24 protein-coding genes are annotated in these 25,465 nt (G+C 49.2%); 23 read left to right on the plus strand and 1 reads right to left on the minus strand.

All coding sequences use genetic code 11. The features are described 5' to 3' along the window. Positions 1-142: 142 nt before the first annotated feature. The 15 genes from ACTRXF_RS06010 (at position 143) to ACTRXF_RS06080 (ending at position 17,301) form a co-directional block, all read left to right on the plus strand. Positions 143-976, plus strand: coding sequence for a helix-turn-helix domain-containing protein (locus ACTRXF_RS06010; RefSeq protein ID WP_474278272.1), 834 nt, complete (start codon positions 143-145; stop codon positions 974-976). Between the two features lie 109 nt (positions 977-1,085). Further along, the gene (locus tag ACTRXF_RS06015) at positions 1,086-2,237 is read left to right on the plus strand and encodes a Gfo/Idh/MocA family protein (protein ID WP_474261036.1); all 1,152 of its coding nucleotides are present in this window, start codon (positions 1,086-1,088) and stop codon (positions 2,235-2,237) included. A 13-nt stretch (positions 2,238-2,250) separates the two neighbouring features. Continuing rightward, a complete protein-coding gene (locus ACTRXF_RS06020; protein WP_474261037.1) occupies positions 2,251-3,435 on the plus strand; it encodes a dihydrodipicolinate synthase family protein in 1,185 nt (394 codons plus the stop codon). Beyond that, positions 3,435-4,253, plus strand: a complete 819-nt coding sequence (locus ACTRXF_RS06025) for a sugar phosphate isomerase/epimerase family protein (protein WP_474261038.1) — start codon at positions 3,435-3,437, stop codon at positions 4,251-4,253. Before ACTRXF_RS06020 ends, ACTRXF_RS06025 begins: the two co-directional genes overlap by 1 nt. 71 nt (positions 4,254-4,324) lie before the next feature. Beyond that, positions 4,325-5,404 (plus strand): Gfo/Idh/MocA family protein, encoded by a 1,080-nt coding sequence (locus tag ACTRXF_RS06030; RefSeq protein WP_474261039.1) that lies wholly within the window; start codon positions 4,325-4,327, stop codon positions 5,402-5,404. Between the two features lie 16 nt (positions 5,405-5,420). Then, positions 5,421-6,611 carry a Gfo/Idh/MocA family protein gene (locus tag ACTRXF_RS06035; protein ID WP_474261040.1) on the plus strand — a complete coding sequence of 397 codons (1,191 nt, stop codon included), beginning with the start codon at positions 5,421-5,423 and terminating at the stop codon, positions 6,609-6,611. A gap of 28 nt (positions 6,612-6,639) precedes the next feature. Then, complete coding sequence (locus ACTRXF_RS06040) at positions 6,640-7,668, plus strand: aldose epimerase family protein (protein WP_474261041.1); 1,029 nt, start codon at positions 6,640-6,642, stop codon at positions 7,666-7,668. Positions 7,669-7,858: 190 nt separating this feature from the next. After that, positions 7,859-8,899 carry a TRAP transporter substrate-binding protein gene (locus ACTRXF_RS06045; RefSeq protein WP_474261042.1) on the plus strand — a complete coding sequence of 347 codons (1,041 nt, stop codon included), beginning with the start codon at positions 7,859-7,861 and terminating at the stop codon, positions 8,897-8,899. 24 nt (positions 8,900-8,923) lie between these two features. Further along, positions 8,924-9,430: a TRAP transporter small permease gene (locus ACTRXF_RS06050; protein WP_474261043.1), complete on the plus strand. Its 507-nt coding sequence runs from the start codon at positions 8,924-8,926 to the stop codon at positions 9,428-9,430. Beyond that, positions 9,421-10,728 carry a TRAP transporter large permease gene (locus ACTRXF_RS06055; RefSeq protein WP_474261044.1) on the plus strand — a complete coding sequence of 436 codons (1,308 nt, stop codon included), beginning with the start codon at positions 9,421-9,423 and terminating at the stop codon, positions 10,726-10,728. Before ACTRXF_RS06050 ends, ACTRXF_RS06055 begins: the two co-directional genes overlap by 10 nt. A gap of 192 nt (positions 10,729-10,920) precedes the next feature. Next, positions 10,921-13,008 carry a bifunctional aldolase/short-chain dehydrogenase gene (locus tag ACTRXF_RS06060; protein WP_474261045.1) on the plus strand — a complete coding sequence of 696 codons (2,088 nt, stop codon included), beginning with the start codon at positions 10,921-10,923 and terminating at the stop codon, positions 13,006-13,008. Between the two features lie 119 nt (positions 13,009-13,127). Beyond that, positions 13,128-14,348 carry an L-rhamnose isomerase gene (rhaI, locus tag ACTRXF_RS06065; protein ID WP_474261046.1) on the plus strand — a complete coding sequence of 407 codons (1,221 nt, stop codon included), beginning with the start codon at positions 13,128-13,130 and terminating at the stop codon, positions 14,346-14,348. Then, a complete protein-coding gene (locus ACTRXF_RS06070) occupies positions 14,345-15,835 on the plus strand; it encodes a rhamnulokinase (protein WP_474261047.1) in 1,491 nt (496 codons plus the stop codon). Before rhaI ends, ACTRXF_RS06070 begins: the two co-directional genes overlap by 4 nt. A 98-nt stretch (positions 15,836-15,933) precedes the next feature. Continuing rightward, the gene (locus ACTRXF_RS06075) at positions 15,934-16,683 is read left to right on the plus strand and encodes a sugar phosphate isomerase/epimerase family protein (RefSeq protein WP_474261048.1); all 750 of its coding nucleotides are present in this window, start codon (positions 15,934-15,936) and stop codon (positions 16,681-16,683) included. A gap of 45 nt (positions 16,684-16,728) precedes the next feature. Beyond that, positions 16,729-17,301, plus strand: a complete 573-nt coding sequence (locus ACTRXF_RS06080; RefSeq protein WP_474261049.1) for a thioredoxin family protein — start codon at positions 16,729-16,731, stop codon at positions 17,299-17,301. Between the two features lie 28 nt (positions 17,302-17,329). Here the strand turns inward: ACTRXF_RS06080 and ACTRXF_RS06085 are convergent, their stop codons facing one another. After that, on the minus strand, positions 17,330-17,791 hold the full coding sequence (locus ACTRXF_RS06085; protein ID WP_474261050.1) for an OsmC family protein: 462 nt from the start codon (positions 17,789-17,791) through the stop codon (positions 17,330-17,332). A gap of 140 nt (positions 17,792-17,931) precedes the next feature. Here ACTRXF_RS06085 and ACTRXF_RS06090 point away from each other — a divergent pair, with 140 nt between their 5' ends. From ACTRXF_RS06090 to ACTRXF_RS06125, 8 genes are all read left to right on the plus strand, one after another. Beyond that, a complete protein-coding gene (locus tag ACTRXF_RS06090; protein ID WP_474261051.1) occupies positions 17,932-18,705 on the plus strand; it encodes an NAD-dependent epimerase/dehydratase family protein in 774 nt (257 codons plus the stop codon). A 5-nt stretch (positions 18,706-18,710) separates the two neighbouring features. After that, complete coding sequence (locus tag ACTRXF_RS06095) at positions 18,711-19,238, plus strand: N-acetyltransferase family protein (RefSeq protein WP_474261052.1); 528 nt, start codon at positions 18,711-18,713, stop codon at positions 19,236-19,238. Positions 19,239-19,324: 86 nt separating this feature from the next. After that, on the plus strand, positions 19,325-20,548 hold the full coding sequence (locus ACTRXF_RS06100) for a dicarboxylate/amino acid:cation symporter (protein ID WP_474261053.1): 1,224 nt from the start codon (positions 19,325-19,327) through the stop codon (positions 20,546-20,548). A gap of 52 nt (positions 20,549-20,600) precedes the next feature. After that, entirely contained in the window at positions 20,601-21,692 is a 1,092-nt protein-coding gene (locus ACTRXF_RS06105; protein ID WP_474261054.1) for an NAD(P)-dependent alcohol dehydrogenase, read from the plus strand. A gap of 59 nt (positions 21,693-21,751) precedes the next feature. Further along, the gene (locus tag ACTRXF_RS06110; protein WP_474261055.1) at positions 21,752-22,276 is read left to right on the plus strand and encodes a 5' nucleotidase, NT5C type; all 525 of its coding nucleotides are present in this window, start codon (positions 21,752-21,754) and stop codon (positions 22,274-22,276) included. A gap of 125 nt (positions 22,277-22,401) precedes the next feature. Next, positions 22,402-23,634 (plus strand): CynX/NimT family MFS transporter, encoded by a 1,233-nt coding sequence (locus ACTRXF_RS06115; RefSeq protein WP_474261056.1) that lies wholly within the window; start codon positions 22,402-22,404, stop codon positions 23,632-23,634. Positions 23,635-23,744: 110 nt separating this feature from the next. Continuing rightward, a complete protein-coding gene (locus ACTRXF_RS06120) occupies positions 23,745-24,389 on the plus strand; it encodes a DUF4396 domain-containing protein (protein WP_474261058.1) in 645 nt (214 codons plus the stop codon). 122 nt (positions 24,390-24,511) lie between these two features. Then, positions 24,512-25,432 (plus strand): DMT family transporter, encoded by a 921-nt coding sequence (locus ACTRXF_RS06125; protein WP_474261059.1) that lies wholly within the window; start codon positions 24,512-24,514, stop codon positions 25,430-25,432. Positions 25,433-25,465 lie beyond the last annotated feature (33 nt).

Genomic DNA, 25,465 nt, shown 5'->3' on the forward strand with positions numbered 1-25,465 from the left:
CATAATTCAATTATTAGTGTAAAATAAGTAAATTAAATAGTTAAAGCTTAAACTGTGAAAGAATGAAAGGGTCAAGCTTGGAATCGTTGTGATATGATAAAAAGTATATAGGTAAAATGTTATTCCTTAATTAATTTATAGGATGGGGATAAGTGTGCAAAATGGAAACAAAGACGCAGTAATTTCATTATATGAAAGTAAGCACAAAGAAAAAGACACGGTCGCTACTCATGCTCATGAAACATATCAACTTTTATACGTACTCGATGGTGATGGCGCTTGTGAACTGGATGGAGAGGTATATGATATTACAGCAGATTCCTTTCTTATTATTCCTCCGCGTATAAAACATTCTATCCGGGCGGATTCACATATGACAGTGCTAGTGCTCGAATTCGATGCCGGGGGACTCAGCCAGGACGTGCGTATGCAGCTGATTCCAAGCGTTTTTGGGAAGGCCCGCGTGCAGTCCTTCAGCGCTATTGACAGCAGTGAGCTCCGGCAGATTATGCGAAAAATGCTTTACGAGCAGTCGCACGGCGATCAGCTATGGCAGATGGCGCTTAAAATCCATATTGCTGAACTCCTATGCACGCTTGCCCGCTCCAATCAGGAAGATGGGCCGGGGGATACGAATAAACTGAGGGTTGATCGTCTTCGACAATATATTGAGACTCGTTATTATGATATTGAAAGCGCGGAAGATATAGCTTTACGTATGGGAATGAGTAAGCGGTATATGCAGACAATTTTCAAAGAATACTACGAACGGACACCAATGCAGTATTTGACCGAGGTCCGCCTCGGACTGGTCAAACAGCTGCTTGTGGAAAGCGATAAAGACATAGTATCAATCTGCTTTGAAGTAGGGTTCGAATCGTTATCCACGTTCTATCGTTTATTCAAAAAACATGTTGGCGTCCCGCCGAATATGTATAGGGCGACACAAAAAAATCGCAAAAACACTTCTTCATAAAGATTAAATCATTTCCGAATCTGAGAATGAACGTCTGCAACTAATAAGACAGCGCATACATTTCTCTCTAGACTGGGTAGTAATCAGTTAAGAGAGGAGCAGGATCAAGATGGCAGAACATACTATTGGGATTATTATGAACGGGGTAACCGGAAGAATGGGGACGAGGCAGCACCTTATCCGCTCGATTGCAGCTATCCGCGCACAGGGAGGCGTCGAGATTGATAAGGGTGAATACATCATGCCGGACCCTATTTTAGTAGGCAGAAACGAAGAAAAATTGAAAGCGCTTGCGGAAGAGCATGGTATTGCACGATGGACGACCAGCCTGGATGAAGCACTTGCAGACGAACATAATGTTATTTACTTTGATTCGCAGACGACTTCCAGACGTGCTGAAGGCATTAAACGGGCGATTGAGGCCGGCAAACACATTTACTGTGAAAAACCGACAGCCACTTCGATGGAAGGTGCACTTGAATTGGCTCGTCTGGCTAAAGAAGCAGGAGTTAAAAACGGGGTCGTGCAGGACAAGCTCTTTCTGCCGGGCGTATTGAAGCTGAAAAGGCTGATCGATTCCGGATTTTTCGGGGAAATACTCTCGGTCCGCATGGAGTTCGGCTACTGGGTATTTGAAGGCGGCTGGCAGGAGTCCCAGCGCCCGTCCTGGAACTATAAAAAAGAAGAAGACGGCGGTATCGTAGTAGACATGTTCCCGCACTGGCGCTACGTGCTTGATGAATTATTCGGCTCGGTACAATCGGTTTCTGCTTCGGTTAAAACGCATATTCCGGAGCGTGTGGATGAGGAAGGTAATACGTATAAAGCAACGGCGGATGACGCTGCCTATGCAACGATGGAGCTTGAAGGCGGCATCACAGCTCAAATCAACTCCTCGTGGGCAGTGCGGGTCGACCGTGATGACCTGCTGACAATTCAGGTGGATGGGACCGAAGGCAGCGCTGTAGCCGGTCTTAGAAACTGTAAGACCCAGCACCGGGTGAATACACCAAAGCCTGTATGGAATCCTGACCTTGAAAACACGATCGATTTTCAGAATCAGTGGGAAGAAGTACCGGACAACCAGCTGTTTGAAAATGCGTTTAAAATCCAGTGGGAAATGTTTTTAAAGCACGTTCATCAGGACGAAGCTTTCCCGTGGGATCTTCTTGAAGGAGCGAAAGGGATGCAGCTGGCCGATCTTGGCCTGCAGTCATCTCAAGAGCGACGCTGGCTGGATGTACCGGAGCTGAATATATAAGGAGGCGCAGCTGATGACTAACTATATTTATTTACCGAAGGCAGACGGTAGTACGTATCGGTATGAATTGAGGCAGACAGAAGCGCTGTCGGCTCCTTCGAAAAACGAATTCACTTCCAGAGTAGCTTACTCCGCCGTGCACGTAACAGCGGATCCGTTTGGAAGCAGCGATCCGGTCCGCCATCCTGCAATTGACTGGGATAAAACGATGGAATACCGCCATTACCTTTGGTCTCTCGGTCTATCGGTGGCAGAAGCGATGGACACCGCTCAAAGGGGCATGGGTCTGGTCTGGGAAGACGCTAAAGAACTGATCACCCGCTCGGTCCGGGAAGCTAAGAGTGTGGGCGGGAACATGGCCAGCGGAGCCGGAACCGATCATCTGGAGCCCGGGCCGGATGTTACCATTGACGACGTGGTGAAAGCATACGAAGAGCAGTGCTCCTTTGTGGAGCAGGCCGGAAGCAAAATTATTATGATGGCCAGCCGGGCTCTTGCCAGAGCGGCCTCGTCAGCAGAGGATTATGAATACGTCTACGGTAAAATTCTGGGGCAGGTAAAGGAACCGGTAATATTGCACTGGCTCGGAGATATGTTTGATCCGAATCTTGCTGGCTACTGGGGCTCAGACAATGTCGATGAAGCAATGGAAGTGTGCTTGCGTGTGCTTCATACGCATGCAGACAAAATCGAAGGCATCAAAATTTCGCTTCTGGATGATCAAAAAGAAATCGAGATGCGTCGGAGGCTGCCGGAAAGCGTTAGAATGTATACTGGTGATGACTTTAATTATCCGAGTCTGATTGAAGGAGACGAGCAGGGATACAGCCATGCGCTGCTTGGTATTTTTGATGCGATCGCCCCGGCAGCAGCGTCTGCACTGAAGGAACTCGATGCAGGTAATATGAAGAAATATCACGAAATTATGGATCCGACTGTTCCGCTTGCCCGTCACATTTTTCAGCACCCGACATTTGCGTATAAAACCGGCGTGGTGTTCCTGGCTTATTTGAATGGCCATCAGCCGCACTTCCGTATGATTGCCGGTGCTGAAAGTGCCCGCTCCGTGTTTCATTTCAGCGAATTATTCCGCCTGGCCGACGAAGCCAGGGTCTTCCGGGATCCGGAGCTTGCTGCAGCACGCATGAAGCCGGTACTTGAGCTTGCCGGGCTTCAGGCAAAGGAGGTTTATAAATAATGGCATCTCCTGATATGAATCGTCTAAGCCTGAATCAGATCACTACGGAAAACTGGTCGCTGAAGGAGGCCGCCGAAGGATGCGCCAGCCAGGACATCCCCTGGATTTCCGTATGGCGGCACAAAATACAGGAAATAGGCTTAAAGGAAAGTAAAAAAATTATCGACGCCAATGGCCTGCAGGTCTCAAGCGTTTGCCGGGGTGGAATGTTTCCAGCCGCTGATAAGGAAGAACGCAGTCGGCGCATCGATGACAATAAACGGGCGGTGGAAGAGGCTGCCGAACTCGGAACTGACGTATTGGTTCTCGTATGCGGGCCCTCTCCGGATAAAGATCTTATCCAGAGCAGGGAATGGGTGCGCGAAGGAATTGAAGCAGTCCTTCCAGTTGCAGAGCAGTACGGGGTAAAGCTTGGTATTGAACCGCTCCATCCTATGTATGCGGCAGACCGTTCGGTAATTACTACCCTTGGCGAGGCCAATCAGCTGCAACGGCAGGTGGGCAGCAGCCATCTTGGCGTCGTCGTAGACGTATTCCACGTCTGGTGGGATCCATTTTTGTACGGTGAAATTGAACGCGCCGGTGAAACTATTTTGGGCTTTCACGTGTCGGACTGGAGTGTGCCACTGCCGGATATGTTCAAGGGCCGCAGTATGATGGGGGAAGGCGTCATTGATATTCCACGCATCCGCAAGGCGGTTGAAAAACAGGGCTACAATGGACCGATAGAAGTGGAAATTATTAATCAGGCCATCTGGGACCAGCCCGGGGAGCAAACCTTAAAGCAGATGAAAGAAGCTTATCATATCTATGTTTAAACCGATAATAGCGGGGCCGTAAGGCTTGCCGCTATTGTCGTATGTTACAGCGTAGAAGGAGAGATATTTTAATGTCGAAGCCGTCTGAACACACGAATTTTGAGCCGATGCACCACGAAGAGAGTGCTGTGGAAGAAGGAGCGTTGACGATGGCCGCTGCTGGTCTTGAGCACGGTCATATTTATGCCATGTGCCATGGAATGAAAAGCGCTGGTGCGGAAATCAAATGGGTCTGGGACAATGACCCGGAAAAGGTACGTGTATTTCAACAGAGTTTTCCGGAAGTCAAAATTGCAGAATCACTTTCACAGATTCTGGAGGACGGGGAGGTGCATCTGGTGGCAAGCGCCGCCATTCCTGCAGAAAGAGGACCGTTTGGCCTCAAGGTGATGGATCACGGCAAACATTACTTTTCCGCTAAGGCCCCGTTTACGACCCTCGAACAGCTGCAGCAGGCGGAGGAGAAAACGAAAGCCACAGGGCTAAACTGGGCCGTTTTTTACAGCGAACGGCTGCAGGTGGAATGCGCCGGCTTTGCCGAACAGCTGATTGAAAGTGGGGCGATCGGGAAAGTCATTCAGGTACTTGGCACTGGGCCGCACCGGCTGAATATAAATTCACGCCCGGAATGGTTTTTTCAGAAAGAGCCGACCGGAGGCATTGTATGCGACATTGGGAGCCACCAAATTGAACAGTTTCTCTGGTTTAGCGGTGCCCGTGACGCAGAGGTGCTCAGCAGTACAGCAGCGAATATGGCGCACCCGGAGCATCCGGAATTTGAGGATTACGGCGACGCCCATTTCCGGGGAGATAACGGAGCGGTACACTATTTTCGAGTGGACTGGTTTACCCCGGACGGCCTGAGCAACTGGGGGGATGGACGGACAATTATTCTGGGCACAGAAGGGTATATAGAGCTCAGAAAATACGTGGACCTTACAGACAGCTCGCGTGGCGAGCGGCTGTACCTGGTTAATCAGGGCGGTGAAAGAAAATACGATGTAGAAGGAAAAGTGGGATTTCCTTACTTTTTCCGGCTGGCAAAGGACGTTGTGCGCGGAACAGCTACAGCCATGCCGCAGGAACATGCGTTTAAAGCGGCGGAGCTAAGCCTGAAGGCACAAAAGCAGGCAGTACAGATTAAGCGGTAGCAGGAGAGTGGTAAAAATGAAACAGTCATGCCGGATTGTCCTGGCAGGAACAGCAGGATACGGGGAATTATATTTGCAGACATTAAAAGAACAAAACCGCCTTTCCTGGCTCGTAGGCGTGGTCGACATTTTTCCGGAAAACAGCTCCTTTTATCCGGATATTCAGGCAGCAGGCATCCCGGTGTATGAATCACTTGAGGCTTTTTACGCCGAAAAGGAAGCTGAACTGGCAGTAATTGCGACACCTATTCATCTTCATGCCGGCCAGGCAGTGACAGCAATGAGGGCGGGAAGTCACGTGCTCTGCGAAAAACCGGCGTCGGCGTCTTGGGAGGAAGCGGAAGAAATGCGCCGGGTGCGCGACGAAACCGGAAAATTTTTAGCAGTCGGCTTTAACTGGTCGTTTAGTGACGCTGTGCTCGAGTTCAAGGAAGATATTCAGACGGGTAAATTCGGCCGGCCGCTGCACGGAAGCGCCCTGGTGCTCTGGCCGCGGAACGATGCCTATTACGGCCGCTCCAGCTGGGCGGGGAAAAAGCTTGGCGGAGGCGGCGCCCCGATTTTTGACAGCGTGGCAAATAACGCGACAGCTCACTTTATGCACAATTTATTTTACGTGCTTGGGATTACGAAAAACGAAAGCGCAAAAATAAACACGCTGGAGATGGAAGTGTACCGTGCCAACCCGATTGAGACATTTGATACTTGTGCACTACGGGCGGTAACTGATGAAGATGTAGATCTGACATTCTTCGCTTCACATGCGGTTGAAAAAGAAGTGAACCCCTCTTTTTATATGGAGTTTGAGGAGGCGGTAGTTTCCTATGAATGGGGCAGCCCGATGAAAGCATTGTGGCACAGCGGGGCAGAAAAAAGCTATAATGATCCTGAGAGTGAGCATATGCATAAACTTGATGTGTGTATCGATGCGGTGCTTGGGGATTCCCAGGATATCCGCTGCGGTCTGGAAGCCTCTTACTCTCATCTGCTGACCATCGAAAGCGTGCATCAGGCATTTCCGGAAAGCTATGCATTTGCGGAGGAGGATAAACAGGTAGACGTCTCCCTCGGTTTAACGTATGTTCCGGGACTCGCAGAGGTGCTTGAAACCTGCTACGCTGAGCGGAAGCTTCCAGGGGAAACTCCAGCCTCCTGGGCACGGGGAAAGAAAATGATGAGCATTAACCCCATCCGCTATCCGTATTGAATATGCATTATATAAGGGGGACAAAAGCATGATTCAGGAAGAAGAGCTAGAGCACCAGAAAATGCGGAAATGGATAATCCAAAAAGGAAAAAGCCCACGGGTCGAATTGCTGAACTTCGGAGCAAGAATTCAACGGATATGGGCGAAGGACCGTAACGGCATCGAAGAAAATATTCTGCTCAGCTATGCAGGACCGGAACAGTACGAGCGGGACAGTATTTTTCTTGGCGCAGTCGTCGGTCCGGTTGCCGGACGCGTCAAGGAAGGGCAGATGACTGCAGCGGACAGAAAGCACGCCCTGACTAGAAATGAAGGCAGGCATCATCTGCACGGAGGAGACGGCGGCTTTGGCAATGTTTACTGGGAAGCAGACACCGGCGAAAATGAACAGCAGGCATGGGTGCGTCTTTCGATTAGCAGAACAGACGGCACCGATGGCTACCCCGGGAACGTGAAAGCATCTGTCACATATACTGTGGAGGCCGGCGGCGATTTTACCGTCGAATACGAGGGAGAGTCAGATACCGATACCTGGTTCAGTCCGACCCAGCATATGTACATAAATCTGAGTGGAAATAACAAGCTTCCGGTCACAGAACAGTATGCTGAGGTTCACGCATCGGATGTGCTGGAGCTTGACAGTGAGCTGATTCCTACAGGGGAACTGCTGCCAACGGCAGGAACGCCCTTTGAACTAAACGGAAGTAAGCCGCTTGGCGAACATATCGACAGCTCCCATGAGCAGGTGCGTGATGTAGCTGGTGGCATTGACCATTTCTTCATTCTCAAAGAAGAAAAAGAACCGCAGGCAAGCCTATGGGATGAGGCTTCAGGACGGCGGCTTGATATTATTACAAGCGCCCCTGGAGCTGTCGTGTATACATCAAACAACGTGCCTGAACAGGATTTTGAAGCGGGACCTAAAGAAAAGCACCGCGGGATTTGCATCGAGACCCAGCAGCTGCCGGTGGATTTTGCTCATTTAGTAAAACCGACTGCATATCTGAAGGCAGAAAAACAATTTCAAAGTTCTACGACCTTTCGATTGCACATATAATAGCCAAGAAAAAACAACTCTAATAGAGTTGTTTTTTAATGAATTTAAGCATACTTACTTTGTTTTGTTCTGAAATCGGGAGTGAATTTCTTAATTTAATAAGACTTATAGTTTGAAAGCGCTTAAAATAATAACAAAGCAGTAGAGATCAGATGTTTCCTTGCTGACAAAATAGAAAGGGGTTTCTTATATGAAAAAGTGGAAATGGGCACGGGCCGGAACGATAGCATTAACTTCTTCGGCACTGCTGACACTCGCGGGCTGCGGTGGAAGTGGAAGTAATTCCTCAGAAGCAACAGAAGCGAATGCAGAAGAAACACAAACATTAACACTTGCACACATTCACAACGATGCAAGTCCTGTATACCAAAGCCTTGAAGACTTTGCCGATAAAGTGGAAGAAAAGACTGACGGAAGCGTACAGGTGGATATTTACGCAGAGGGCGTTCTTGGCGGGGAAACGAAGGTAATGGAGCTGGTGCAGAACGGAGTGATTGATTTCGCCAAGGTGAACGGTGGGGTCGTCGAAAGCTTTGATCAGCAGTTCTCTGTTTTCAGTCTGCCGTATATATTTTCGAGTAACGAACAATTCCGCTCATTTATGGAAACGGATACAATTGATGAAATGTACAATGATTTATCGGAAGCCCAGCTTCGCGGCATCACTTATTACGATGCAGGGGCACGGAGCTTTTATACGCGGAATACGAAAGTAGAAAGCCCGGAGGACCTCCAGGGGCTGAAAATCCGGACGATGACGAACGTTACTTCGATTGAAACGATGGAAATGCTCGGTGCGTCACCGACACCATTAGCAGCAACTGAAGTTTACACTTCCCTGCAGCAAGGGGTCATCGACGGAGCAGAAAGCAGTCCGATTGCCCTGACCGACGCCAATCACGGTGAAGTGGCAAAACAGTTTTCGTTTGATGAGCATACACGTATACCAGACTTTCTCATTATGAGTGATGAGACATGGCAGGAGTTAAGCGAGGAAGAACGTACGGCCATTCAGGAAGCCGGGGAGGAAACGACGGAAACGCACAACGAACGCTGGGATGACATGATTGAAGAAAGCATGCAGCAGGCGGAAGAGGAAATGGGCGTGGAGTTCTCTTATCCTGATCAGGAACCATTCCGGGAAAAGGTGGAGCCTCTTATTGAGGAACGACGATCGGAAAATCCGGACGTTGATAACGTGATCAGTGAAATTGAAGCAATGGAAGAATAAGTGGACAGGTAAGGGGTGGGGAACATGCAGGCAGTAAAAAAGAGTATCGACATGGTGCTTTTAGTTATTACAAGCGCCCTGGTTATATTTCTGACTGTAGCAGCGATATGGCAGGTATTTACGAGATTTGTACTTGGAGATCCGAGTATTATTACAGAAGAAGTACTGCGTTTTTCATTAATCTGGATCGCTTTTTTAGGAGGAGCGTATGCATTTGGTCAGGACGAGCATTTGGCCATCTCCTTTTTAAGAGACAAAATCACCGGAAAAGCCCACCTGGGGCTCCGGTGGCTGATTGATCTGATTGTCATCGGTTTTGCATTGTTTGTTCTGGTGATTGGCGGCTATACGATTGCAAATGCAACAATGGCGGAGCTTTCTCCTATTTTAAGAATTCCAATGGGATTGATTTACGGCATACTTCCGGTAAGCGGGGTCATCGTTATTTTCTATCAAATTTACAACATGATGAACCGCCGGGAAGTGGACACGCCCCGTATTGAAGAAAAGGGGGATCATAAATGGATGTAGCTGTTTGGACTGGCGTTATATTATTTGGATTGTTTTTCCTATTCTTATTTATTGGCGTACCGATCGCGGTAAGTATCGCAGCCGCAACATTCGCAGCGGCTCTGCTGATTTTATCCGTGGACGCGTCGCTTCTTGCGGTGTCCCAGCAGTTAATTACCGGGGTGGACAGCACCGTGCTTCTCGCGCTTGTATTCTTTATGCTTGCGGGAAGCATTATGAACAATGGTGGTATTGCTCTTAGGCTGATTAACCTGGCAAAGCTGATCGGCGGGAGGATGTCCGGATCGCTTGCGCATACGAACATTATCGGTAACACACTGTTTGGCGCTATTTCGGGCTCAGCGATCGCTGCGGCTGCCTCGATGGGAAGAATCATGCATCCTCAGCAGGAAAAAGAAGGCTATTCTTCTTCTTATTCTGCGGCGGTTAACATTGCTTCGGCACCGACCGGGCTGATTATCCCGCCAAGCGGTATGCCGATTATTTATTCGCTGTTAACTGGCGGAACGTCGATCGGAGCTTTGTTTATCGCCGGGTATCTGCCGGGGCTCCTGATGGTCGGACTGTTAATAATTGTTGCTTACATTCTTGCCAAGCGGGCGAAATATCCAGTTGCTGATAAAACGGGAGCCAGTGAAGCAGTAAAAATCGTATGGCAGGCTGTGCCTAGTTTGTTTTTGATTGTAGTCGTCATCGGCGGTATTGCCGGCGGAATATTCACAGCAACGGAAGGTGCGGCGGTAGCAGTATTTTATGCACTTCTGCTTTGCCTGATTTACCGAAGTCTTTCACTTTCTGATTTTCCAAAGATTTTGAAAGAGACTGTTTCCTATTCGGGCATTATTCTGCTTTTGATCGGTGCATCGACGGCGATGAGCTGGGTGCTTGCGTATGCGGAAATTCCACAGTCGATCACTAATGCGATGCTGTCGGTTACCAATAACACCATTATTTTATTACTTATTATGCTTTTAATTTTGTTAGTTGTCGGCACGTTTATGGACGTCGCTCCAGCCCTGCTGATTTTCACCCCAATTATGTTCCCGGTGGCCACAGAGATGGGGATTCATCCGGTACACTTTGGAATGATTATGGCAATGGCACTTGCGATCGGGGTTACGACGCCTCCAATCGGAACTGTACTATTTATCGGCAGCAGTGTCAGCAAAGTATCAATTGAAAAGATTATACCAAAGCTGATGATGTTCTATGTGCCGCTTGTGGCAGCACTGGTCTTAGTGGCATTTATTCCAGAAATCAGTTTGTTCCTGCCAAGGCTGTTCGGCCTGGTGGAGTGACAGCTTGCAAAGCAGTTCTGCGTAAAGCAGGGCTGCTTTACTAATAAAATAAGTTTTAAAAATTGAAAGTGAAAACGACGAAAATTATAGTGGATTTTATTTGTTTTATTTTGTTTTATGTTTGTTTTTGCCGTAGTTTGTGATAGGATAGGTGTATGAAAACGCTTAAAGAAGATTAATGGAGGGTGAAGAATGATTACAAACGTTAAAAAGGTGAAAAACCTCTGGAATGAAAATGAAGCATCCAGGTTCAAGACCGGCGTAGAACAGCTTCGCTATCGTTCCAACCTGTTGGGGCAGGACCGTTCGGTATGTAACTGGGGCGGAGGAAATACGTCTTTGAAGACCACGGAAAAAGATTTCCGGGGCCGGGACATTGAAGTAATGTGGGTAAAGGGAAGCGGCTCGGACCTTGCGACCATGGAAGAAAAACACTTTACCGCTTTGAGTATGGAAGATATCCGTCCGTTAATGGAGCGCGAAGAAATGCCTGACGAGGAAATGGTAGCCTACCTGCGTCACTGCATGATCGACCCGGGCCATCCGCGTTCATCCATTGAAACGCTTCTCCACGCTTTTCTGCCTTTTAAGCATGTGGATCATACGCATCCGGATGCCATTATCAGTATCTGCTGCGCAGACAATGGCAAGGATATTGCCCGGGAAATATTCGGGGACCGGTTTGTCTGGGTGCCGTATGTACGTCCGGGCTTTACACTATCCAAAATGATCGCCGAAGGCGTACAAAATAATCCGAAGGCAGAAATGGTACTGATGGAAAAACACGGTTTGGTCACATGGGGAGAAACATCGAAAGAAAGCTACGATCAGACCATCGAAGTAATTCAGAAAGCAGAGGACTACATTGTAAAAACTCAGGAAAATCAGCAAACGGTGTTTGGAGGCGAACATACAAAGGCGCTGCCGGAGGAAGAACGCAAAGAACTGCTTGCCGGAGTAATGCCGGTTATCCGCGGAGCAGTGAGCGATCATAAAAAAATGATCCTTTCTTATTCGGACGACGAAGCAGTGCTTGAATTTGTGAACAGTAAAGACGCACCTGAGCTTTCCCAGGTCGGAGCTGCCTGCCCGGATCACCTCGTGCACACGAAACGAACGCCTCTGTTTGTTGACTGGAAGCCATCCGAGGGAGAAGACGCTCTGGTTGAAAAAGTAAAAGCAGGCATCGAGACATACAAGCAGGAATACACCAAGTACTTTGAAAGAAACAAAAATGAGGGCGACACGATGTTTGAGCCGGCGCCGCGCGTCATTTTAATTCCGGGCGTAGGTATGGTCAATACCGGCAAGGATAAGCGGATGGCTAACGTAAGTGGAGCACTCTACCACCGGGCGATTGCTGTAATGAAAGGAAGCACCGCTCTCGGTTCTTTCGTTTCCCTGTCGGAAAATGAATCCTATAACGTGGAGTACTGGCCGCTTGAGCTGTATAAGCTTTCTCTCGCTCCGCCGGAAGCAGAATTCTCGAGACAGGTGGCATTTATTACCGGAGGAGCCGGCGGTATCGGATCGGCAGCCTGCAGAGAACTACTAGGCGACGGTGCTCATGTCGTGATTGCCGACTTAAATGCCGAGGGCGCGCAGGAAAAAGCGGAGGAATATACGCAGGCATACGGAGAAGAAAGAGCCTATGCTGTAGCAATGGATGTTACCTCTGAAGAAGCTGTCGCGGCTTCCTTTAAAGAAGCGGCTCTGCAGTACGGGGGCGTGGATATCATCGTGAACAACGCTGGTCTGGCTTCTTCAAGCCCATTCGACGAAACGACGCTGAAGCAGTGGCAGTTGAATATGGACGTGCTTGGTACCGGCTACTTCCTGGTGGCCCGTGAAGCATTTACTCAGATGAAAGCCCAGGGGGCCGGAGGGAATATGGTCTTTGTTGGGTCTAAAAACTCTGTATATGCCGGAAAAAATGCGGCAGCCTACAGCTCGGCAAAGGCGCTTGAAACCCACCTTGCACGCTGCATCGCAGCAGAAGGCGGCGAGTACGGTATCCGTGTGAACTCTGTTCTGCCGGACGCAGTGCTGCAGGGATCGAAAATCTGGACCTCTTCGTGGAAGGAAGAACGGGCGGCGGCCTACGGTATTGAAGCTGACGAACTGGATGAACATTACCGTAAACGTACAACGCTGCTGGTTAATATTTATCCGGAGGATATTGCAGAAGCGATTGCTTTCTTTGCTTCATCAAAATCAGAAAAAACGACCGGATGCATGCTGACCGTAGACGGCGGTGTACCAGCGGCCTTTACACGCTAAACGAAAACAAGGAGCTGCCTGCCGCTCTCCGGCGGGCGTGCCCCTCCTGAATAAAGAAGACAGACGGCGGTACGGCTTCGGTGCGTCCCGCTTTTGAAATAGAGATAGGAGGATAACACATGAGTGATCGTCATTATACATTATTCGAAGAACAGCAGCAGGCAAGGGGCATTGACCTCGAAGCGGTGAAAAAGAAGCTGCAGAAGCTGCAGGTCGAAACCCCTTCCTGGGGTTTTGGAGATTCCGGCACCCGTTTTAAAGTATTTCAGCAGGAAGGCATACCGCGAGATCCTTTTGAAAAATTAGAGGACGCCGCTCAGGTGCATAAGCACACCGGGTCAAGCCCTTCAGTTGCGATTCATATTCCGTGGGATAAAGTAGATAATTACAAGGAATTGAAAGCGCACGCAGAAGGTCTTGGCGTGAGTATTGGAGCTGTGAATCCTAATCTGTTTCAGGATGACGATTATAAATTCGGCAGCTTAACCAATACGGACCCGGCGATCCGCCGGAAGGCGCTCGATCATCTGCTTGAATGCATTGACATTGCCCGGGAAGTAGATTCCAATGTGTTAAGCCTCTGGTTTGCCGATGGTACCAACTACCCGGGGCAGGCGGACTTTCGAAAGCGGAAAAACTGGATGCTTGAAGGACTGAAAAGCACGTATGATGCACTGGACGATTCGATGCGCATGCTGATTGAATACAAGTTTTTCGAACCGGGATTTTATCATACTGATTTTGCAGACTGGGGCATGGCATTTAACGCAGCCAACAAGCTTGGCAGCAAAGCGGAAGTGCTGGTGGACACCGGACACCATCCGCAGGCGACTAATATCGAGCACATTGTGGCGTACCTGCTCGACGAACAGAAGTTGGGCGGCTTTCACTTTAACAGCCGCAAGTATGCAGATGATGATCTTATTGTCGGCGCGCATGACCCGTATGAAGTATTTTTAATTCTGCAGCAGATTGTGCAGGCTGAAGAGGACCCGGATCCAGCGGTTCGTCAAAACGCAGAGAACATCGCGTATATGCTCGACCAGTGCCATAACCTGGAACCAAAAATCCCGGCCATGATCCGTTCGATTGAAAACGTTCAGACGATGTATGCCAAGGCGTGCCTGGTGAATTTGGAGGAGCTGAGAAACGCTCAGGAGAAGCAGGACGTTCTCGGTGCTGAACGCGCGATCCGGTCTGCCTTTGAAGCCGACGTTACACCGCTGCTCGAAGCGTTTCGCGAAGAAGCGGGAGCTTCGGTGAAGCCGATGGACGCTTATCACGCCAGCGGCTATGGGGAAAAAATTCTCTCCCGCGGCAAAGGTGGTGCCAGCTGGTGAGTGTACTCGCGTTCGATTTAGGGGCAGGCAGCGGAAGAGCTGTGCTTGGCTGGATCGAAGCCGGACGGCTTGAAACCATGGATGTGCACCGCTTTAAAAATGAACCGGTGCGGGTGAATGGCCGTTTTCACTGGGATATTTACCGCATTTTTCATGAATTAAAAGAAGGCATTCGTGCTGCTTACGAGGAGCGCCAGGACATTGAAAGCATCGCCATCGACAGCTGGGCGGTCGACTTCGGTTGTGTAGGGAAGGACGGGGAACTTTTGCGCCACCCGTATCATTACCGCGATCCTCATACAGACGGAGTAATGGAGCAGGTAACGGAGCGTCTCGGCAAAAAATTTATTTTTGAACGCACCGGCATTCAGTTTCTGCCATTTAACACTATTTATCAGCTTGAAGCGATGGTGAAGGCCGATTCCCCAGTTTTAAAGGAAACGCGGACGCTCTTAATGATCCCTGACCTGCTTCGCTACTTTTTAACGGGAGAAATGAAAAGTGAATTTACAAATGCGACCACGACCCAGCTGTTTAACCCCCGGAAAATGGACTGGGACGAGGAGCTGTTAAAAGCTATCGGCGTGCCGCGGGAGTGGATGCCTGATGTAGTGATGCCGGGTACCCGGGTGGGAGAGCTGCGTGAGGATCTGCAGCAGGAGCTGCAGGTGCCGGCAATACCTGTCTTCACAAGCGCCGAACATGATACAGGGGCAGCGGTAGCCGGAGTTCCGGCTGAATCCTCCTCCTTTGCCTATTTGAGCTGCGGCACATGGTCGCTGATGGGCACCGAGATTGAAGAGCCTGCTACGACTCCGGAAGCGTTTGAATGGAATTTCACCAACGAAGGCGGTGTGGAGCGGACCTTCCGGCTGCTGAAAAACATTATGGGGCTGTGGATTTTCGAAGAATGCCGGCGTGTCTGGCGCGGCGAGGATGTTTCCCATGAAGCACTGCTTGCCCAAATGGAAGAAGCCCCGGCCTTTCAGTCATTTATCGATCCGGATGATCTCCAGTTTTTGCATCCGGCAGACATGCCTTCTCAAATCCAGCATTACTGCCGGGAGACCGGCCAAGAAATCCCTGAAACGAAGGGGGAAATTGTTCGGTGCATTATGGAGAGTCTGGCCATGAAATACCGTTACGTGCTCGAACGTACGGAACAGCTTTCCGGCCAGTCATTTTCCGGGCTGTATATGGTCGGTGGCGGGATAAAAAATACACATCTTTCCCAGTTTACAGCAAATGCGCTTGGGCGTAACGTGTGGGTCGGGCCGAAGGAAGCGAGTGCCCTCGGTAATGTTACCGTGCAGCTGACCGCTGCCGGAAAAATCAAGGACCGCCACGAAGCGCGGAAGTATATCCGTGAAGCAGTGAAGGTAAACGCTTTTTCCCCGAATGAGCATACTGCCTGGAATACGGAATACGAGTCGTTCTGTGAAAAGACAGGCCTTAGAAACGGTTTATCCAAAGCAAAAAAAGCGTAATGAGAAAGGTCTCCGGACTCTGTTCCGGAGGCTTTTTTGTATAGAGCGGCAAAACCGTATATACTATATGTAAACGTTTACCAAAAGGAGATGAATCTATGAACATCGCACTGCAGCTTTACACGCTTCGAAATGAGCTTGAAGAGGATTTTATCGGAACGCTTCAGCAGGTGAGGACCATGGGATACAAAGCGGTGGAGCTGGCCGGTCAAAGCGGAGGCTTCGGTACGGAGGAGCTCGCGGGAACAATGAAGAATATTGGCCTTCAGATAGTCTCGAGCCATGTACCGCTCGAACAGCTGCAGGATGAGCTGGACAGCGTAATACAAAAGCATCTGGCGCTTGGGTGCCGCCACATTGTGTGTCCATATCTCGAAGAAGAAAAACGTTCGAATCTGAAAGCTTATAAGCAGACGGCAAAGGAGCTGAACAGGATCGGAAAAGCATGCCGGAAGGAAGGGATCACATTTTCGTATCATAACCATGATTTTGAACTGCTTCCGCTCGAAGGGCGACTGCCGTTTGAAGTGATGCTGGAGGAAATGAAACCGGAGCACGTGCAGGTAGAGCTTGATACATACTGGGTGCAGAAGGCGGGGGAAGACCCTTTTGCCTGGATGGAACAGCTGAGGGAGCGGCTTTCGCTTGTGCATATTAAAGATATGACCGCCGACGGCGAGGAGTTTTTTGCTGAGCTGGGCGAAGGCAAAATGGATATTGAGGCGATTATGAAAAAAGCAGAGGAAGCCGGGGCTTCCTGGCAGATCGTGGAGCAGGACGCTTCGAGGCGTAAGCCGCTTGAAAGTGTGCAGATAAGCATGAATTACATCCAGAATACATTTGTTTAAAGAAACGGCGGCTGAGGTAGAGAACTATCAAGGAGGACGATAATTATGCCATCCGCATTTGATATTTCAGATAAAACAGGCCGTGGTTTGGCCGTAGATGATTTTGTTGAACACATGCGCCCCACGTACCGGGAGAAAATGGAGCCGTGGCAGGCTGCTTTTTCCTGGAAGCATCACCCGGAGGATAAGCTGCTCGCCCTGCAGTCACGGGATGATCTGCACTGTGCTATTCTTGTATCCGACTGGTGCGGGGATGTGCACCGGAACTTTCCGGTAATCGTGGAAGTGATGCGGAAAGCAGGTATTCCGGTGGAAGTGTTTATTCAGGAGGAACACCCGGATTTTATCGATCAATTCCGGACGCTTGGCGGCACGTCAGTGCCAAAAGTGGTAGTTTCTGATGAACACGGAAAGGTTTATTTCAGCTGGGGACCGAGGCCCGCTTTTATTCAGGAGCCGATGAAGCATTTCAAAAGTCTCGGACTGACAGAAAATGATGAAACGTACGCAGATGAACGCTCGGCAGCATACGAAAGTATTTTTTCCAGATACGGCGATGACGCAGACTATCAGCGGCTGGTCGTATACGAACTCACCAATCTGCTCGAGCAGTGCTGAGAGCTTGCATAAAAAAGCCCGTGCCTTTTCAGGTACGGGCTTTATCTGTGCGGCGGAGCGTTGGTTCGAGCGTAAGCTCCACGTTCCCCTGGATGGCCCGGGAAATCATACAGCCTGCTTCTGCTTTTTCAATCAGCTTCTGCGCTTTTTCCATCTGTTTGTCGGAAGCGCCGGCTTCGAGGGTGATCACCGGGCGATGGATAATTTCTTTATACGTAAACACGCCGTTCGTGACATCTACGCGGCCTTCGCTCGTATGCGCCATGGAGTCGACCGGAAGCTCTGCCCGTTCAAGCATGGCACCGAGTGTGATGATGTAGCATGTAGCTGCGGCGCCCAAGAGCATTTCATCTGGATTAGTGCCAACGCCCGGGCCGTCCATTTCTTCGGGAATGGAAATATTCGTTTTCAATTGGCCGGCATCAATAGAGCCGACGGCATTGCGGCCGCCGGGCCACTCCGCCGTTAAATGGAAGTGTTCGATAGCCATAACGTATCCCTTCTTTATATAAAGTCTTTCCTTGAGGATAAAAAATAAACAAAGGAAAAGCAAAAAAAGTGCCTGCCATAGGTTTCAAATAAAAGGAAAAGGTTTATAAAAGAATATGACATGAAAGGGGAGACTTACATATGAAGAAGGTATTGCTTACGGGAGCTGCGGGTACAATCGGCACTGTGCTGAGAAACTACCTGTCAAAGCGTTTTGATCTTGTACTGACAGACACGAAAACTCCGGAGGATTTAACAAGCGAAGAAACATTCAAGGAAGCGGACATTACGAATAAAGCAGAGGTCCGCGATCTGATGCAAGGGGTGGATGCGGTCATACATCTGGGAGGAATACCGGTTGAGGTGGACTTTGAATCCATTGAGCAGGCGAATATAAAAGGTACGTTTCATGTGATGGAGGCGGCGGCGGAGGCCGGCGTGGAACGGTTGATTTTTGCAAGCAGCATCCATGCGGTCGGCTTTTATCCGGCGGATGAATGGGTGGACGAAGTCTCACCAGTGCGCCCTGACACACTTTACGGGGTTAGTAAGGCTTACGGGGAAGCGCTCGGTCGTTATTATCACGACAAATTTGGTTTAAAAGGCATTGGAGTGCGCATCTGTAATTTTCAGGACCGGCCGGCATCCGAACACGATTTGGAAAACTGGTTCAGCCCCCGTGATGCAGAGCGATTATTTGAAGCAGCGCTCACGTGCTCAGTGCCTGAGTATCTGATTGTTTACGGCATTTCAAATAACACCCGGGCAAGGTTTGAAAACAAACGGGCAAAAGAGATTGGCTACGAGCCACGGGAGAATGCAGAAGACTACGCTGGTGGAGTAGAGGCAGGGAGTCATCCGAAAAAAGGAGGAGACTTTACGGCGAAGGACTTCGGAAAAGAGAACGGGAGGTGAGAGGAGTGCAGGAAGCAGAATTGAAGGCCTTAGGAGGCGGAGACGCTGAAGCATACGCAGAGCTTCGGATGAAGGCCCTGGAGGAGAGCCCGGAGGCCTTTGCTTCCACCCTGGAAGAGGAAAAACAGAACCCGGACCTGGTCAGAAAATATAAAGAAAGGCTGGAAGGAAGCCGGTCTTTTACATGGGGCATAGAAGTCGGAAGCGAGCTTGCGGGTGTCATCACTCTGCTCCCGATGCAAATGCAGAAGCTTCAGCATAAAGCGACGATTCTCGCTATGTATGTAAAGCCAGTGTTCAGGGGATACGGGTTTGGAGGCAGGCTCGTAGAGGCTGCTTTGAAGCAGGCAGATAAAGACGGGGTGGAACAGGTGCAGTTAACCGTAGTGAGTAAAAATAAGCATGCGGTCCGCCTGTACGAAGCCTGCGGATTTTCTGTTTTTTCGACAGAAAAAGAAGCGATGAAAACAGAAGAAGGATACGATGACGAGCACTGGATGGTTTGTTTTTTAAAAAAAATAAAAAATGTTTAAAGTTCCATATTTTTCCACTTCAGCTTTCCTTATAATAAATAATATTATTTATTATCTTAAAGTTTAAAAGGAAAGGAAGTGAAAGCATGGGGTCCTGGAAAGCATATCGGTTTCCGGTAATTATGCTTATTGCTATTATCATTGGAAGCATAGCGGGTTTTATTTGGGGCGAAGACGCCATGGTGGTTCAGCCTCTCGGTGATTTATTTTTAAATATGATGTTTACTATTGTAGTACCATTGGTGTTTTTTTCTATTGCTTCAGCCGTAGCGGTCATGGATTCGGTGAAGCGGCTTGGTCGTATTCTGGGTTCAATGATGATTGTTTTTATAATAACCGGCATTATTTCTTCCTGCCTTATGCTGGCGGCTGTTGTAGTTTTTCCGCCTGCAGAAAACGTAAGTGTAAGCGAAGAGCAGCCATCTCAGCAGGAGGAAGAGGGTTCGTTTGCTGATCAGCTTGTAGAGACATTCACAGTTTCTGATTTTATAGACATCTTTTCAACTGAAAATATGTTCGCTCTTATTGTTTTTGCGATGCTTGTCGGCGTAGCTACAGGTTTATCGGGGGAAGCTGGAAAGCCCTTTGCACGGTTTTTACAGAGCGGGTCGGAAGTATTTATGAAAATAGTGGCTCTGGTTCTTTATTACGCCCCAATTGGGCTAGGTGCTTATTTTGCAGCTCTGGTAGGGGAATACGGCCCACAATTGATCGGAGAATACGCTAAAGCAGTAGCAGTTTATTACCCGGTAGCTATTTTGTATTTTATTCTTGGTTTTTCTTTTTATGCCTGGGTGGCCGGAGGAAAGCAGGGATTCAGCCGCTTTTGGAAAAATATCTTTGCACCGGCGGTAACTTCACTTGGTACAGCCAGCAGCGTAGCATCTCTGCCGGTGAACTTAAACGCAGCCAGAAATGCCGGAGTACCTAAAGATATAAGAGAAACGATACTTCCTATCGGAGCTACCATACATATGGATGGTTCCTGCTTATCAGCTATATTAAAAATAGCTTTTGTATTCGGTGTTTTTCAAATGGAATTTACCGGGTTAGATACATATTTAACTGCGATCGGCATTGCGCTGCTCAGCGGAATGGTGATGAGCGGGGTGCCCGGCGGAGGGTTTATTGGAGAAATTATGATTATTACGCTCTACGGCCTGCCTATTGAAGCCCTGCCTATTATTACTGCTATCGGGATTGTTGTTGATCCTCCTGCGACAACTGTAAACGTTGCGGGTGATAACGTTTCAAGTATGCTTGTGGCAAGGTATTTGGAAGGTAAAAATTGGATGAATGTTCACTTCTAGACTCGGTTTTCCTTTGCGTTCTATCGGGAAGAACCAAGCAGGAGGGATAACAATGAAAATTCAAGCAGCGGTAGTCAGTGAACAAGCTGGCGCCATTCAGCATACAGAAGCAGAACTCGATGAACCGAAAACAGGAGAAGTGAGAGTGAAAATTGCTGCAGCCGGTATTTGTCATACCGACCTCGGCGTGCAGCAGCAGGAGATTCCGACGCCGCTTCCGATTGCTTTAGGACACGAAGGAGCAGGTGTGGTGGAGAAGGTCGGCGATGGGGTCGAGGATGTAGAGCCCGGCGATCATGTGGTTATCACATTTTCGCACTGCGGAACGTGCCGTAACTGCCTGGAAGGACATCCAGGGGCATGTGAAAATTTTAATGCCCTGAATTTTGGCGGCACCATGAACGACGGCACCCGGCGTCTTCACAGTGCAGACAGTGAAGTGTCTTCTTTGTTCGGCCAGGGGTCACTTGCCACCTACGCTGTGACACCTGTCAATAATGTAGTAAAAGTCCGTCAAGACGTAGATATCCGTCTGCTCGGTCCTTTAGCCTGCGGGGTTCAGACTGGTGCAGGCACAGTTCTCAGCCGTTTGAACGTAGGCGTTGGCGATACGATCGTCGTTTTTGGCTGCGGAGGAGTCGGCATGAGTGCCGTTATGGCGGCCCACCTCGCCGGCGCCCTGCAGGTCATCGCTGTCGACGTTAATGAAGAGCGTCTGGAGCTTGCGAAAGAACTCGGAGCTACGCATACGATCAATGGTAAAAAGGAAGATGTGGTTGAAGAAGTGAAGGAATGGACCGATGGCGGGGCCGATTATGCGCTTGAATCCACCGGAGTGGCGGCCCTGGCAAAACAGGCGATGGAGGTGCTCCGTTATAAAGGGGAGTCGGCCGTCGTCGGTGCTGGCGCAGATACCGAATTTCACGTGCATCAGAACTTCATCGTGCCAAACGCCACTATGTCAGGTGTTGTAGAGGGAGACGTCGTGCCGAAGCTGTTTATTCCAATGCTTGTGGAATATTACAAGCAGGGCAAATTTCCTTTTGATAAATTGATTACCATGTATCCATTTGAAGATCTGGAGCAGGCCCTTGAAGATATGAAAGCGGGCAAAACGATCAAACCAGTAATTACATTTGAATAGCAGATGGAAGCTGCGCATATTTGCGCGGCTTCTTCTTAATGTAAAAAGGGAGGTTTCACATGGAACGGATAGCGATTGATATGGATGAAGTCACGGTAAATACGCTGCCAACGCTGCTACATAGGTTTAACAGTGATTACGGATACAGTGTTACAGCTGAGGATCTTAGAGGGATGAAGCTGGAGGCTCTGCACCCGGAGCTTCATGATGAGATTAAAGCTTATTTCTACGAGCCGTCTTTTTTTCGTCATCTGCAGGTCATGGACGGTGCGCCGGAGGTAATCGGGCAGCTTGCCAAACAATATGAAGTGTTTATTACAACAGCAGCTATGGAATTCCCGCCCTCGTTTGCGGCAAAATACGAGTGGCTGAAAGACAATTTATCTTTTTTGGGAGACATGAATTTTGTATTCTGTGGCGATAAAAGCATCATTCATGCAGATTATTTGATAGATGATAATGCCAGACACTTTGAACGCTTTGCCGGCAAAGGAATTTTATATACCGCTCCTCACAACGTTTATGATACGGCTCATACAAGAGTTGATCACTGGGAAGACATCCGGCGCTATTTTTTAACCTAAAGACTCCCTTGTTCTGAAATTGAGAATCAAAGTGACAGCAGGAAGAAAAGCAGAGAAAGGTTGTTGTACAATGAAAAAGAATGTAGAGTAAACCAATATGAAAAGCGATCGTAGGAGAGAGAAGTATGCAGAATAAACAGACAGGAGAAAGGCTGCGGCAGCGGGGGCAGCATCTATCAACAGCACAGCTTGCCCTGCTGTTTGCCGGAATCATCATGCTCGCAGTCAATCTCCGGCCGGCGTTAACAAGCGTCGGTCCGTTAATTCCGTTAATCCGGGAAGATATTTCGCTGACAAGAGGGACGGCTGGTTTGATTACAACTCTGTCACTGCTGACGTTTGCGGCAGTTTCGCCGGTGGCGCCAAAAATCGGAGCAAAAATCGGGCACCAGCGGGCTTTAATGGTTGGTGTTATCGTACTCATTGTGGGCATTGTTATGCGCTACGTCCCCGAAGCCTTGTTTTTGTTTGCCGGCAGTCTGCTTGTCGGAGCGGGCATTGCGATGCTCAATGTGCTCCTCCCGGGTGTCATTAAAGAGTCCTTTCCTCATAATGTCGGCGTGATGACCAGTATTTATACGACTACGATGGTATTAATGGCGGCAGTCGGTTCAGGAGTTTCGGTGCCGCTTGCGGCCAGCGCCGGCCTGGGATGGCAGTGGTCGCTCCTGTTCTGGGTCGTTCCCGCGGCAGCAGCAGTATTGTGCTGGGGATTTGTGCTGAAAAACAGGCAGTTGCAGATGCCGGGCCGCGTGAGAGCGGTGGAGCGAAGCAGGCCCGAAGGCTCAATTTGGAAGTCTCCGCTCGCCTGGCAGGTAACGTTATTTATGGGCCTGCAGTCCATCGGATTTTACGTGACTATCACCTGGCTGCCGGATATTTTAAATAATCTTGGAAACATGCCGCTTGCAGCTGCGGGCTGGCTTGTGGCACTTATGCAGGTCGCAAGTCTTCCGGCTACCTTTTTAACGCCAATTCTTGCCGGCAGGTTCCGTAATCAGCAGGGTATTATTTCCGTGATCGGTGTGGTGGCGGTGCTCGGCCTGGTGCTGCTTATGACAAACACAGCGCCGTTTATGCTTACGATTGCGGTACTGTTCATCGGCCTTGCACAGGGCGGAAGCATCAGCCTGGCGCTTGCTTTGCTGAGCATCCGTGCTTCCACTCCGCAGCGGGCAGCAGATTTATCGGGCATGGCCCAGTCGGTGGGTTATTTTATGGCTGCCCTTGGGCCGATTCTGGTAGGTGCTTCCTTTGATGCCTGGGAAACATGGATGCCTGCGCTGCTTATTTTAATGATTGTATCCGTTCTGCAGGTGGGAGCCGGTATGGGAGCCGGCCGTAACAAAGAAGTATAAACAGAGAAGGCTTTCCGAAATGGAAAGCCTTCTTTATGTATTGCAGATGTGTAAAATATACGTATGCGGGGTATCATTGTCCGTGAAACAAAAAGAAAGGGGGCAATATGATGGATACGATTTCTATTGTTGCTGTTGTTTCATTAGCAGCTGCCTTTATTTCTACGGCAATCGTGATCGTGGATGTCCGGAGAAATCCGCAGCCAATGATGGTTATGAATATTGTATGGCCGCTGACCGTGCTGTATTCGGGACCACTGGGACTGTTTTTCTATTATTATATCGGACGTAAAGGGCATGGTGATAAGCCGATGTGGCAGTCAACGGTCGCCTCCACCAGTCATTGCGGCGCCGGATGTGCACTTGGAGATATTATAGGTATACCCATCGTTGTGGCTTTAGGGTGGACGATTGCAGGAACCAGGCTGTTCGCTGACTATATCGTGGAATTTATACTGGCCTATACGTTCGGGATTTTCTTTCAGCTGGCGTCTATTCTGCCGATGAATGAACAGATGAGCAAAAGCCATGGCATCAAACAAGCCGCCAAAGCGGATACACTCTCGCTTGTTGCTTATCAGATCGGTATGTTTGGTTTTATGGCTTTAGTTCATTTTGTGTTCTTTGCCGCTCCGCCAAGCCCGGCCGGCCCAACATTCTGGTTTATGATGCAGATTGCGATGGTTATCGGATTTTTAACCAGCTATCCGGTGAACTGGTGGCTCGTCGACAAAGGCATCAAGCACGCGATGTAAACAGAAGCAGAAGGCTGTATGGTCTTCTGCTTTTTTTATGCAGATTTTGTCAGCTGAGACGGGGGATATGATAAGCTTAATTCATATAAATAATGCAGCGAAACATAAAAGGAGAGAGAGTCATGCCGGCACGGTTAGCGTATCTGCTAGTCCTGGCAGGGGCAGCATTGTGGGGCACAACGGGGCTGTTTGTGCAAAACTTATATACATATGGATTCACGCCATGGGAGGTCGTAGGCATCCGTCTGATTTTTTCAGCGGTTATTATTACCCTGTTTTTGAGTATTGTGGAGAGAAGCCTGCTTCGTATCCGTTGGCAGGATCTGCCGCTGTTTGTCGGCACTGGTATTATCAGTATTGCTTTTTTTAACTTTTTCTTCTTCTCCGTGATGGAGGTGTCCGGCATCTCTCTTGCGGTAGTGATGCTTTACACGGGGCCATTGTTTGTGGCCGTTATTGCCAGGTTTGTTTTTAAGGAAACGCTGACGACAGGGAAAATAGCGGCGCTTGTGATTATGATTACCGGGTGCATGTACGCGGTCGGACTGATCCCTCTTGGGTCGGACAGTGTCGCCGCAGCGGCCGTTTTGTTCGGTGTTGCTTCTGGTTTCTTTTACGCGCTCTACAGTATTTTTGGAAAGTTTTTAAGTGGCCGGTATCATCCGCTTACGATCACGACCTATTCCATGATCCTCGGCGGCCTGTTTTTACTGCCTGCGAGCCGCCTGTGGGAAAAGGCGGAGGCTTTTACAGAGCCGGGTGTATGGTGGAACGGCATTGGGCTTGCTGTGGCAGCTACAACGATAGCTTATGTAGCATATACAGCCGGTCTGGCCCATGTGGAATCATCAAGGGCTTCCATCCTTTCGATTATCGAGCCGGTGGTGGCGATCGTCATCGGTGTAGCTGTTTTTGGTGATTCCTTCACGCTCTGGCAGACCTTCGGCATTGTGCTCGTCTTTGTGGCAATTATTGCTACGGTTTACGGGGATACGCTGCTCGGCAAAATGCTGGGGAAAGCATCCTTAAACCGTCAGTCTTAAATAGAATCTAAATATACTACACGAGGAGGTATA

The organism is Marinococcus sp. LNHM3E3-2.2 (assembly GCF_056034385.1).